The 13,350-nt window shown below is 38.7% G+C and carries 10 protein-coding genes and 1 tRNA gene; all 11 read right to left on the bottom strand.

Annotation, left to right across the window (positions count from 1 at the left end; translation table 11 throughout):
• Positions 1-20: 20 nt before the first annotated feature.
• Complete coding sequence (gene rpoC, locus ACTTKV_RS05935; protein WP_442549696.1) at positions 21-4,535, bottom strand: DNA-directed RNA polymerase subunit beta'; 4,515 nt, start codon at positions 4,533-4,535, stop codon at positions 21-23.
• A complete protein-coding gene (gene rpoB / locus ACTTKV_RS05930; RefSeq protein ID WP_442549695.1) occupies positions 4,522-8,667 on the bottom strand; it encodes a DNA-directed RNA polymerase subunit beta in 4,146 nt (1,381 codons plus the stop codon). Before rpoB ends, rpoC begins: the two co-directional genes overlap by 14 nt.
• Positions 8,668-8,785: 118 nt before the next feature.
• On the bottom strand, positions 8,786-9,163 hold the full coding sequence (gene rplL, locus ACTTKV_RS05925) for a 50S ribosomal protein L7/L12 (protein WP_054196407.1): 378 nt from the start codon (positions 9,161-9,163) through the stop codon (positions 8,786-8,788).
• A gap of 23 nt (positions 9,164-9,186) precedes the next feature.
• Positions 9,187-9,672, bottom strand: a complete 486-nt coding sequence (gene rplJ, locus ACTTKV_RS05920) for a 50S ribosomal protein L10 (protein WP_103649438.1) — start codon at positions 9,670-9,672, stop codon at positions 9,187-9,189.
• Between the two features lie 104 nt (positions 9,673-9,776).
• Positions 9,777-10,478 (bottom strand): 50S ribosomal protein L1, encoded by a 702-nt coding sequence (rplA, locus tag ACTTKV_RS05915; protein WP_442549694.1) that lies wholly within the window; start codon positions 10,476-10,478, stop codon positions 9,777-9,779.
• A gap of 59 nt (positions 10,479-10,537) precedes the next feature.
• A complete protein-coding gene (gene rplK / locus ACTTKV_RS05910) occupies positions 10,538-10,963 on the bottom strand; it encodes a 50S ribosomal protein L11 (RefSeq protein ID WP_103649440.1) in 426 nt (141 codons plus the stop codon).
• A 10-nt stretch (positions 10,964-10,973) separates the two neighbouring features.
• Positions 10,974-11,504, bottom strand: a complete 531-nt coding sequence (nusG, locus tag ACTTKV_RS05905; protein ID WP_054196403.1) for a transcription termination/antitermination protein NusG — start codon at positions 11,502-11,504, stop codon at positions 10,974-10,976.
• Positions 11,505-11,518: 14 nt separating this feature from the next.
• The gene (secE, locus tag ACTTKV_RS05900; protein ID WP_087585687.1) at positions 11,519-11,698 is read right to left on the bottom strand and encodes a preprotein translocase subunit SecE; all 180 of its coding nucleotides are present in this window, start codon (positions 11,696-11,698) and stop codon (positions 11,519-11,521) included.
• 17 nt (positions 11,699-11,715) lie between these two features.
• Positions 11,716-11,791 (bottom strand) — tRNA-Trp (locus ACTTKV_RS05895).
• 18 nt (positions 11,792-11,809) lie between these two features.
• A complete protein-coding gene (gene rpmG / locus ACTTKV_RS05890) occupies positions 11,810-11,968 on the bottom strand; it encodes a 50S ribosomal protein L33 (protein ID WP_087585686.1) in 159 nt (52 codons plus the stop codon).
• A gap of 56 nt (positions 11,969-12,024) precedes the next feature.
• Positions 12,025-13,224, bottom strand: a complete 1,200-nt coding sequence (tuf, locus tag ACTTKV_RS05885) for an elongation factor Tu (protein WP_442549693.1) — start codon at positions 13,222-13,224, stop codon at positions 12,025-12,027.
• Between the last annotated feature and the right edge of the window lie 126 nt (positions 13,225-13,350).

Below are 13,350 nucleotides of genomic sequence, written 5' to 3'. Positions count from 1 at the left end.
CAAAACAGGGGCTTAATATATTAGTTTTCTTTGATCTTTATCTTTTTATCTTTATAAAAACCAGTTCCAACTGGGATCATACGTCCAAGGATGACGTTCTCTTTTAGATCCTCAAGATAGTCAAATTTAGCAGCAATCGACGCTTCTGTTAAGACTTTAGTTGTCTCTTGGAATGATGCAGCAGAGATCACGCTATCACTTCCGATAGCCGCTCTTGTAACACCAAGAAGGATCGGCTCAGCAATAGCTGGCTCGCCACCCATTTTCATTATGCGCTCGTTCTCTTCTTTAAATTTGTTTCTTGAAACCATATCACCAACGATGAAATTTGTATTTCCACTATCAACAATTTTAACTTGGCGGAGCATTTGAGATACGATGATCTCGATATGCTTATCAGCGATCGCAACACCTTGGCGGCGATAAACTTGCTGAATTTCGCTGATTAGATAGTAGTGAAGCGCTTTCTCGCCAAGAATTCTTAAGATATCGTGGCTTGATATAAGTCCATCTGTTAGTTTCTCGCCAGCGTGTACAAACTCGCCGTCTCTTACTTGTATCTGACGACTCTTCTCTATCAAATACTCAGCAGTTGTGCCATCTTCTGCTTGGATTATGATACGCTCTTTTGAGCGAAGTGGCTTATCAAATCTAACCACGCCATCGATCTCTGCAACAATAGCTGTATTTTTAGGGCGTCTTGCTTCAAATAGCTCACTAACCCTTGGAAGACCACCAGTAATATCTTTTGACTTAGCAACTGCCTTTGGTGTTTTAGCCAAAATATCAGCCTGAGCTACTTCGTCGCCACTTGAAACAAAGATCGCAGTTTTTGGATCAAGCGAATACTTTATTAAATTTCCACCTTTTGTGGCGATGACGATCGCAGGCTTAATACCGCTTGGCAAGTATTCATTAATAACTAGACGTCTTTGTCCAGTCGCCTCATCAGCTTGCTCAGTAGCGCTGTATCCTGGCTCAATATCTTCAAAGCTAACTACACCGGCCTCTTCAGCAATAGTTGGAGTTGAGTATGGATCCCACTCGGCAATAATTAGTTTATCCTCTTTTTCTGGTAGTGAAATCACAGTTTTTGACTCAACAGCATCGTTATCAGAAATTTGAATAATAGAATTTCTTGGGATGTAGTGGCGAACTGCCTCACGTCCATCTTTATCAGAAACTACCACAAAGAAGCCTTTTTCGGTTACCTTATGGCCTTTTTTGATATCTTTTACCCTATCAAGATAGTCGCCATTTAACATGAAAAATTTAACAACACCATTTGCGTCAGCTAAAATTTTACGAGTTACTGGATCGCCGTCTGAAATTTTAAGCTCACTTGCGTATGGGATACGATTTGGAACGTTCCAGCCCTCTTTTATGATCTCGACGATACTATCGTTCTCTTTTACTTTGTCGCCATTTGCATAAGGTATATACATCTTGCCTTCGATCTTACCGCTAACGCCAGCTAGCTCGTTTGGCTTAGCAAGATCGTTTCTTCTGATTGTATATTTAATCTCTTCCTTTTTGCCTTTGATCACAATGTTTACATCTTCGTGAGCGTATTCGATCTCGATTTTACCATCGATTGTTGATTTTATCTTTGGCTCGACTAGTAGCACAGCCGCACTTCTTCTGTTTGCAACGATCTTTTTGCCGTTGTTCTCGTATGTGCTAAGGTTGTAATATCTAATAAAGCCCTCTTTTTGAGCGATGACTTGGCGATCTTGCTGCTCAGTAGAAGCCGTACCACCGATGTGGAATGTTCTAAGCGTTAGCTGAGTACCTGGCTCACCGATTGATTGAGCTGAGATAATACCAACAGCCTCGCCTGGTTTTACAAGCTTGCCCTCGCCCAAGTTTAAGCCGTAGCATTTTGCACAAACGCCTTTTGGCGCTTTGCACGTGATAGGCGTTCTAATGCTTACTGACTTTATGCCAGCTTCAGTTATAGTTTTGGCTTTTTCCTCATCAAGCAATGTGCCTTCGCTAAATAAAATTTCATTTGTTATAGGATCGATCACATCATCTGCTAAAACACGGCCCAAAACTCTCTCTTCAAGGCTTTCGATTAGCTCGCCGCTCTCTGTAATATCTGTGATCTCAACACCCTCGTGCGTACCGCAGTCATGCATAGTGACTTTAACGTTTTGTGCAACGTCGATTAGCTTTCTTGTTAAGTAACCAGCGTTAGCTGTTTTTAGCGCGGTATCCGCAAGACCTTTTCTAGCTCCGTGGGTAGAGTTGAAGTACTCCATTATGTTTAGACCTTCACGGAAGTTTGAAATGATCGGTGTTTCGATGATCGAACCGTCAGGTTTTGCCATAAGACCACGCATACCAGCTAGCTGGCGAATCTGCGCTGCACTACCTCTCGCACCTGAGTCTGCCATCATGTAAATTGAGTTAAATCCGCCTTTATCGTTTTGGATAAGCTTCATCATCTCACTAGCAACGCTATTGTTTGTATCTGTCCAAATATCAATGATCTTGTTGTATCTCTCACTATCTGTTAAAAGACCAGCGCCGTATTGCTTTTGAATTTCGCGAACTTTTTTCTTAGCTTCGTCGATATATTTTTGCTTGCTATCTGGCACGATGATATCTGCAATAGAGATAGAAATTCCCGCTTTTGTAGCATATCTAAAGCCTAAATTTTTAAGCTTATCAAGGAAGTCAGCCGTTACTTCAAGGCCGCCATTTCTATAAACATAATCAACCAAATTTGCAATGTCTTTTTTCTTCATGATCTTATTCCACATATTATCAGGAACAAAATCAGGTAGTATCGCCCTTAAGATCAAGCGACCAGCCGTTGTAAAGATAATCTTGTTGTCAACCATTGTCTTAATTTTAGCGTGAAGACCAAGAGTATTAGCCTCTTCGGCGATCATAACTTCATCGACGCTTGAGAAAATTTTATTTGCACCTTTTTCTTCGTTTCTCTCCAAGCTTAGGTAGTAAATTCCTAAAACCATGTCTTGTGAAGGGACTGTGATAGCCTTACCGCTTGCAGGAAGCAAGATATTCATTGAGCTAAGCATTAAAATTTTACACTCAGCGATAGCCTCTTGAGATAGTGGCACGTGAACAGCCATTTGGTCGCCGTCGAAGTCCGCGTTGAACGCCGCACAAACTAGCGGATGAAGTTGGATCGCCTTACCCTCAACAAGCACTGGGTGAAACGCCTGAATAGAGAGCTTGTGAAGTGTCGGAGCACGGTTTAGCATAACTGGATAGTCTTTAACGACCTCTTCTAGGCACTCCCAAACCTCATTTGTCTTATCTTCTATCATCTTTTTGGCTTGTTTAACAGTCGTCGCATAGCCTTTTTCTTCAAGGCGAGCAAGCAAATGTGGCTTAAATAGCTCTAAAGCCATCTTTTTTGGAAGACCGCACTGATCCATCTTGAGCTTTGGACCAACAACGATAACAGAACGTCCAGAGAAATCAACACGCTTACCTAGCAAATTCTGACGGAAACGACCTTGCTTACCTTTGATAATCTCACTTAGTGATTTTAGTGGACGCTTGTTTGCACCTTTTACTGCATTTGCTCTGCGGCCATTGTCAAATAACGCATCAACTGCCTCTTGAAGCATTCTTTTTTCGTTTCTGATAATGATCTCAGGTGCGTCAAGCTCAAGTAGGCGTTTTAGACGGCTGTTTCTGTTTATTACACGGCGATATAAGTCGTTTACGTCTGAAACGGCAAATTTACCACCATCAAGGCTAACTAGCGGTCTAAGATCAGGCGGAAGAACTGGTAAATTTGTTATCATCATCCACTCTGGGCGGTTACCTGAATTTAAAAAGCTCTCAATAACTTTTAGGCGTTTTACGATAGTCTTTTTCTTAGCCTCAGAATTTGTAGCTTCCATCTCTTCTTTTAGTTGATTTAGGATTTGCATCAAATCAAGCTCAGCTAGCATATCATAGATAACTTCGCCACCCATTCTAGCTGTAAAGCCAGTATCCTCATATCTTGAAGCTAGGCTTTGATATTGCTCTTCATTTAAAACGTCATATTTTTCAACTTTTTTAGAATTTTCATTGTCGTAATAAGCCTCGCCAGCATTATCAACAATGTACGCCTCATAGTAAAGTACACGCTCAAGATCTTTCATCTTAATACCAAGAAGTGCACCAATACGGCTTGGCAAGAAATTTACATACCAAATATGAGCCACTGGAGTTACAAGCTCGATGTGACCCATGCGAGAGCGGCGAACTTTAGATGTCGTTACTTCAACACCGCACTTTTCACATTTGATGCCTTTATAGCGCATCTTTTTATATTTACCACAAAGGCACTCGTAGTCACGGATCGGTCCAAAAATTTTCGCACAAAACAAGCCATCACGCTCAGGTTTTAATGTGCGGTAGTTGATAGTTTCTGGCTTTTTAACCTCGCCATAGCTCCAAGATTTTATCTTCTCAGGACTTGCTAAACGAAGTTGAAAAGCTTCAAAATCACGAGGTCTATGCTCTTCTTTTATCTCAACTGGTTTTAAATTAGTTAGTTTCATTTGTCTCATCCTCATCATATACTTCCACATCAAGAGCTAGTGATTTTAGCTCGTTTGTTAGAACAAAGAACGTCTCAGGGATACCAGTCTCAGGAACGTTTTCACCTCTTGTTAAAGCTTTGTAAGCAGAAAGTCTTCCCTCAACATCGTCTGATTTTACAGTCAACATCTCTCTTAGTGTATGAGCAGCACCATAAGCCTCAAGTGCCCAAACCTCCATCTCACCAAACCTTTGACCACCAAATAGCGCCTTACCACCGACTGGTTGTTGTGTAACAAGGCTGTATGGTCCAGTACTTCTTGCGTGAACTTTTTCATCAACCAAGTGGTGAAGTTTTAGCATATACATACAACCAACATTAACGCGTTCTCTTATCTTTGAGCCTGTGCGTCCATCATATAGTTCAGTTTTGCCGTCGCTATCTATCTTTGCCATCTCAAATAATTTTGCAAATTCGTCAGCCTTAACGCCTTCAAAAATCGGAGTCGCAAATCTTACGCCATTACTCCAATCTTTTGCGTACTCAAGAAGCTTCTCGTCACTCATCTTACCAAGAGCTTTTTTAGCGTCCATTAGCTTAGCAACGCCTGCTATCTCTATCATCTTAGCTCTTAGCTCTTTTATCCACTCGCCTTTTTTGGTCTCAAAAATTTCATTAATCTCCTCACCTAAGCGGTAACCAACAAGACCAAGGTGGCTCTCTAAAATTTGACCGATATTCATACGGCTTGGAACGCCAAGTGGGTTTAGCACGATATCAACGATCTGACCGCTTGGAAGATAAGGCATATCGACTTCTCTTACTATATTTGAAACGATGCCTTTGTTTCCGTGACGTCCAGCCATCTTATCGCCAACTTTTAGTTTGCGTTTTGTAGCTATGTAAACTTTTACAAGTTTTACAACACCACTAGGCAAAATGTCATCTTTTTCTAAAATTTCTATCTTAGCGTCGTGCTCTTCTTTAAGCTTTTTCTTCTCATTTTGGAAGTAATTTTTTAGTTCATCATATTTCTTCTGGATATCTTTTGAAAAGCTCTTTACAATAGCATTTAGGGTAAATCTGTTGATATTCTCAAAGTCAGCCTTATTGATCTTTGAGCCTTTTTTATACTCTTTTTTATTTACCTCTTGATCGCTCGCTAGTGGATTTTTGGAAAGAAGCGCTGTAACTTTTAGCATCTCTTCGCGATCTAGCATAAGCAATCTATCGTGATGCTCTTTTTCTAAAAGCGTCTTTTCTTCTTCGTAGGCTTTGTTTGTTCTGCTATCTTTTTCATAACCTTTTTTGGTGAAAATTTTAACATCAACAACCACACCTTCCATTGAAGCCGAAGCATATAGCGATTTATTTACCACGTGGCCAGCTTTTTCGCCAAAGATCGCACGTAGTAGCCTCTCTTCTGGAGTTGGTTTAACTTCGCCTTTTGGAGATACTTTACCAACAAGGATCATGCCAGGCTTGATTTCTGTACCAATTTTAACAATACCACTTTCATCAAGGTGCATAAGCTCCTCTTCTTTGACGTTTGGTATATCTTTTGTTATCTCTTCAACGCCGTCTTTTAACTCACGAGCTTCGATCTCTTTTTCATAGATATGAACGCTTGTAAAGGCATCTTCACGTATCATTTTTTCACTAATAACGATCGCGTCCTCGTAGTTATAGCCATTCCAAGGCATAAATGCAATAAGCGCGTTTTTACCGATAGCTAGCTCACCCTTTTCCATACTTGGGCCGTCAGCGATTATTTGACCAGCAACAATCTCATCGCCTTTTTTAACGATTGGATGTTGTGAAAATGTCGTATTTTGGTTTGTTCTTAAATTTTTCTCTAGTGAGTAGTGGTCGATATATGGACCAGCTTCATCTTCGCCAAGGATAAAGATATTTTTATTATCAACCTTTTCAACCACGCCACCACGTTTTGCTTTTACGCTCTCCCAAGCATCTCTTGCGATAACGCTCTCCATGCCTGTTCCAACGATAGGAGCAGTTGAACGAAGTAGCGGCACTGCTTGACGTTGCATGTTTGATCCCATAAGCGCACGGTTAGCGTCATCGTGCTCTAGGAATGGGATAAGCGAAGCTGCAACACCAGCTATCATACCAGAGCAAAGGTCAATCAAGGTGACATCCTCTCTACGAGCAAGCATCATCTCGCCCTCTTTTCTAACCTCGATCAAGTCCTCAATAATATGTCCGTTTTCATCAAGTTTAGTTGATGCTGGGGCGATAACATTGCCCTCTTCTTGAGTTGCAGTTAGATAGACTATCTCATCAGTCACCTTGCCATCAACAACCTTTTTATATGGCGCTTCAACAAAGCCAAGGTCATTTACTTTTGCATAAGTTGAAAGAGTGTTTATAAGACCGATATTTTGACCTTCTGGGGTCTCAACTGGACAAATTCTGCCGTAGTGAGTTGGGTGAACGTCACGCACCTCAAAGCCAGCACGCTCTTTTACTAAGCCGCCCTCGCCAAGTGCAGATAGACGGCGCTTGTGTGTAACCTCACTAAGTGGGTTTGTCTGATCCATAAACTGGCTTAACTGACCACCTGTGAAAAATTCCATAATTGTCGCTGTGATCATTTTTGGATTGATAAGATCATAAGGCATGATCTCGTCAGTATTGTTGCTTAGACTTGTAAATTTATCACGGATAGCCTTTTGCATCTTAACAAAACCAAGGTGAAGTTCGCTAGCAAGCAGCTCACCGATCGATCTTATACGGCGGTTTCCAAGGTGATCGCGGTCGTCAATGTGGCCTTGTCCATTTTTAACTTTTATAAGATATTTTGCAGTTTTGATGATATCTTCGCTAGTTAGCAAAGTAACGTACTCTGGCACATCAAGCGAGAGCTTGTGGTTCATCTTCATACGACCAACTTTTGTCAGGTCATATCTTTCAGGGTTAAACAATATATCATTTACAAAGCTTTTTGCAGCCTCTTTAACTACTGGCTCACCAGGCCTCATAACCTTATAAATTCTAATCGCAGCAAGGTCATTTTCGTCATCAACACCCTCAGTTTGTTTTAAAACTTTAAGCATGTCATTGTCAGCGATAAATGAATTTATGATAGCGTCGTCAACGCCGGCAGCAGAGTTGTTTATGATCTCAATACTTTCATGCTCAGCTAAAATTTTTGCAAGTTTATTCTCATCAAGAGCAGATAGTGTGTCATATAAAATTTCACCGCTTTCTGTGTTTATCACAGGATTTGCCAAATATCTACCAATAAGCGCCTCGATCGGATACTCAACAAATTTAACACCATCTTCGATTAATTTATCAGCTTTTTTCTTTGTTAGGCGCTTGCCAGCTTGATGAAGAACATCACCCTCTTCATTTTTTATATCATACTCAACTCTTCCTAGATAATCCTCTGGGTTGAAAAGAGTTAAGAATTTATTATTTTTTATCGTTAAATTTTGTATCGGATAAAATAGCTTAATAATGTCTTGTTTTTTATATCCCAATGCCCTAAACAAGATAGTTACAGGCACTTTTCTGCGCTTATTTATCCTTACATATAAAATATCTTTTGTATCATATTCAAAGTGTAGCCAAGAGCCACGATCTGGGATTATTTGAGCTGTATAAATAAGTTTGTTTGCAACAGTCGCACTTTCTTCTTGCTTAAAGATAACGCCTGGGCTTCTATGGAGTTGGTTTACAACAACGCGCTCAACACCATTTATAATAAATGAAATTCTATCTGTCATCAACGGAATTTCACGTATAAAAATTTCTTGCTCTTTTATATCTTTAACGCCAACTTTATCACCGGTCTTATCGTCTTTTTCATGAACAATAAGGCGTATTTTCATCTTTAAATTTACAGAGTATGTAAGACCTCTTTCTATACACTCTCTGATCGTATATTTTGGTTTTCCAATTTCTGAGCTAACATATTCCAAAGTCAAACGATTTTGCGGATCATGTATAGGAAAAATCGACTTAAAAACTTTTTCGATACCGCTTTCAGTTTGATTGTTATTTAGATTTAAAAAATTATCAAAACTCTTTTTTTGTAGTTGTAGTAGGTTCGGAACGTCTATCTCTTTAACGACATTAGAGAAGTCAACTCTAAGACGATTTCCTGAGTATAAGCTATTTAACATTGCATCTACCTCGTGGTAATTTTGAAAGAAAAGTATAGCCTTTTAACAAGGCATCTAAAATTTAAAAAAGAGAGAGCCTCCGCCCTCTCTTGAAATATTAAGCCTAAATAATAAAAAATTATTTAAGTTCAACCTTAGCACCAGCCTCTTCAAGCTCTTTTTTAGCTGCTTCAGCTTCATCTTTGCTAACGCCTTCTTTAAGAACAGATGGAGTTCCCTCAACTGCGTCTTTAGCCTCTTTAAGACCAAGACCAGTAAGTGCTCTAACAACCTTAATAACGTTGATTTTCTTATCGCCAGAATCAACAAGAACGATGTTAAATTCTGTTTTCTCTTCAGCAGCAGCTGCACCAGCAGCAGCAACAGCACCGCCAGCTACCATTACAGGAGCTGCACTAACGCCAAATTTCTCTTCGAACTCTTTAACAAGTTCGCTAAGTTCAAGTACAGAAAGATTAGATATAAATTCTAATACGTCTTCTTTTGTAATTGCCATTTTTAATCCTTATTATTTTTTAATTAAGCTGATTGTTCTTTTTTCTCTTTAAGCGCATTCAAACCAATTGTGAAATTTTGAATTGGCGCATTCCAAACTTGCAAAAGCATCGCAATAAGCTCATCGCGGCTAGGCATTTTAGATAGAGCTTTAACTTTATCAACGCTTGCAACTTCGCCATCAATATAAGCTGTTTTAATTTTGAAAAGATCAGCATTAGACTCTTCAAATTTTGCGGCTACCTTAGTTACTGCTAATTGATCTTCACTCCAAAGATAGATGTTTGTATCTTTAAGTTCCATTCCGACTTTATCAGAATTTTTAAGAGCAATATTTGCAAGAGTATTTTTAATAACTTGAACTTTTACATTTTGTTCTTTTGCAGAATTTCTTAAAACTTCAAGTTTTTTAACTGAAAGACCACGATAGTCACAAACTACAATAGCTTCAGCAGTTTTAAATTCACTCTCTAATTTTGCAACAACTTCAGATTTTTCGTTACGTGTCACTTTTTCTCCTTTCCGACCGGTAATTTCAAGCAGAGCGGGTCGAATCAATTAAGCCCAAAGGCCTCGGCTATCTCCAATCTAAGATATAAATTTTGTCTAAATTTTTATTTTAAATCCATAACTTCTTGAGTATCAAGAGATATAGATGGGCTCATTGTTAAAGACAATGAAGCATTTTTTACATATCTGCCTTTTGCAGCAGCTGGTTTATGTTTATTTATTGCTTTTATAAATGTTGAAATATTTTCGCTAAGTTGCTCTTTAGTAAAGTTTACTTTACCAAGACCAGCATGAATATTTCCTTGTTTATCAACACGGAAATTTACCTGACCGCTCTTTGCATTATTTACAGCTTGGGCAACGTCCATTGTAACTGTTCCAGTTTTTGGGTTTGGCATCAAACCTTTTGGTCCTAAAATTCTACCAACTTTACCTACAAGACCCATTAAATTTGGAGTAGCTATAAGAACATCAAAGTTCATTATGCCTTTTTGAATATCTTCAACCAAATCATCCGCGCCAACAATATCAGCACCAGCGGCTTTAGCCTCATCAGCTTTAGCATCTTTGGCAATAACAGCAACTCTTACAGTTTTACCTGTACCAGCTGGTAAAACAACTGAGCCACGAACCATTTGATCAGCATGTCTTGGATCAACGTTTAATTTTAACGCGATCTCAACTGTTTCATTAAATTTAGCAGAAGCTAGAGTTTTAACTGTATCAATAGCCTCACTAAGGTTATAAATTTTATCTTGCTCTACTTTTTTGAGCAATTCTTGAAATCTCTTACTAGTTTTTCCCATAAATTTCTCCGCATATAAATTGCTTCCGTCTTTTGCTAATCAACCTGACGGTAAAGGTTTTAGTCTATTATTTCGACACCCATTGAGCGAGCTGAACCAGCAATAATCTTAGCTGCTTGCTCTTTATCATTTGTATTTAAATCAACAAGTTTTTTCTCAACTATCTCAAGAACTTGAGCTTTTGTTAATTTACCTACCTTATTTTTCAAAGGATTATCAGTTCCCTTTGTTATGCCTGCAGCCTTTTTAATAAGGTCAGTCGCAGGTGGTTGCTTTGTGATAAACGTAAAACTTTTATCAGCATAAACTGTAATAACAACTGGGATATTAAATCCAACCATATCTTTTGTTCTCTCATTAAAGGCTTTACAAAATTCCATAATGTTTACGCCCTTTTGTCCAAGTGCTGGACCAACTGGAGGACTAGGATTTGCTTTCGTTGCGGCAATTTGTAATTTTATTTCACCTATAACTTTTTTAGCCATTTCTTGCTCCTTAAATTATCTTCTCAACTTGCGAATACAAAATATCAACAGGGGTGCTTCTACCAAAAATAGAAACATTAAGTCTAAGTTTTCCATGTATCATGTCATACTCTTCAACGATACCTGTAAAGTTAGCAAAAGGACCTTCTGTTATACGAACACTCTCGCCATCCTCAAAGAATATCTTAGGTTTTGGCGCAGCTCTTTTTTGAACTTTTTCTAAAATAGTATTTATATCTTTTTCAGATAATGGTGTAGGTTTTTTAGCTTCACCAATAAAACGTCCAACTTTTGGCAGAGACTGAATTCTATGCCAAAGAGCCGTATCAAGATCTAAGCATGCAAAAGCATAACCTGGGTAAAGAGTTCTTTCGTTGATTTTTTGCTTACCATTTTTTATTTCTATTACATCTTCTGTAGGAACTATAACTTCTTTTAGCTGATCTTCTATTCCATGATCTTTTACTAAGTTTTCAATTCCTCTTTTTACTGCCATTTCGCTTCCAGCGTAAGTTTGTATAGCATACCATTTATGTGACATTACTTTTCCTTATCTCATATAACTTTAGATAAAACAAAGGACATAATAACATCAACAAGAGCTAAAAAAAGTGAAACAACAGCAACTACGATAAAAACTGCAAAAAAAGCATTTCTAATTTGTTCTTTTGTAGGATAGATAACCTTCATTATTTCCAATTTAGAAAGCTTAATATAATTTATAAATTTTTCCATAATCTTAACCTTAGTTGTGGCAGGGCAAGAGGGATTCGAACCCCCAACCATTGGATTTGGAATCCAGCGCTCTACCGTTGGAGCTATTGCCCTAATAGCTACTTATCTTAGTTAGCTTTTTAATTTAACTTCTTTATGAACAGTATGTTTTTTTAATCTTGGGCAATATTTTTTGAGCTCAACCTTTTCTGTAGTAGTCTTACTATTTTTTGTTGTAGTATAGTTTATATCGCCACTCTCAGAGCATTTTAAACCGATTTTAATTCTCATATATATTCCTTATTATAGAAAGCCAAAGGGAATTCCCTTTGGCAAAATTTTATAAATTAACCAAGTATTTTTGAAACAACACCTGAACCAACTGTTCTACCACCTTCACGAATAGCAAAACGAGTACCTTCTTCAAGCGCAACTGGAGCGATTAGCTCAACAGAAATTCTTATGTTATCACCTGGCATAACCATTTCAGTACCCTCTGGAAGAGTGATTGAACCTGTAACGTCAGTTGTTCTTACGTAGAATTGTGGTCTATAGTTGTTAAAGAAAGGAGTATGGCGACCACCCTCTTCTTTAGTTAGGATATAAACCTCACCCTCAAATTTTGTGTGAGGAGTAATTGATTTAGGTTTGCAAAGAACCATACCACGTTCAACGTCTTCTTTTTTAGTACCACGAAGAAGAACACCAACGTTATCGCCAGCTTCACCTTGATCCATCTCTTTTCTAAACATCTCAACACCAGTAACTGTTGTTGTTTGTGTAGGTTTGATACCAACGATTTCTATAGTGTCACCAACTTTAACAACACCTTTTTCAATTCTACCAGTTACAACTGTACCACGACCTGAAATTGAGAAAACGTCCTCAATTGGCATAAGAAGGTCTTTATCAGTAGCACGAACTGGAGTTGGGATATAGCTATCAACTGCAGCCATAAGCTCCATAATTTTAGCTGACCACTCACCGTCTTGTCCGGCTTTTGCTTCGTTTAAAGCTTGTAGAGCTGAACCAGCAACGATTGGAGTATCATCACCTGGGAAGTTATACTCATTAAGTAGTTCGCGAATTTCCATCTCAACTAGCTCAAGTAGCTCAGCATCGTCAACCATATCAGCCTTGTTCATGAAAACAACAATGTAAGGAACACCAACTTGGCGAGATAGCAAAATGTGCTCTCTAGTTTGTGGCATTGGGCCGTCTGCTGCAGAAACAACTAGAATGGCACCATCCATTTGAGCAGCACCTGTAATCATGTTTTTAACATAGTCGGCGTGACCAGGGCAGTCAACGTGAGCATAGTGACGATTTTCTGTCTCATACTCAATGTGTGAAGTAGCAATTGTAATACCACGCTCTTTTTCTTCTGGAGCATTGTCAATATTATCATAATCTTTTAGCTCAGCAAGACCTTTGCGTGAAAGAACAGCAGATATTGCAGCTGTTAAAGTAGTTTTACCATGGTCAACGTGACCGATAGTGCCTATGTTTACGTGTGGCTTGTTGCGTGAAAATTTTTCTTTAGCCATCTTTTCCTCCGTTATGATATGTGTCTTATCTAATTTAAATTTGCATAGTTACATAAAATCATATAAACCAGTGGAGCTCATAGCGGGACTTGAACCCGCGACCTCTTCCTTACCAAGGAAGTGCTC

Origin of the sequence: Campylobacter sp. (genome assembly GCF_052169515.1) — a bacterium.
Lineage (GTDB): Bacteria > Campylobacterota > Campylobacteria > Campylobacterales > Campylobacteraceae > Campylobacter_A.
The sequence above is the reverse complement of the archived record's forward strand: the minus strand, read 5'-3'. Positions and strand labels throughout refer to the sequence as shown.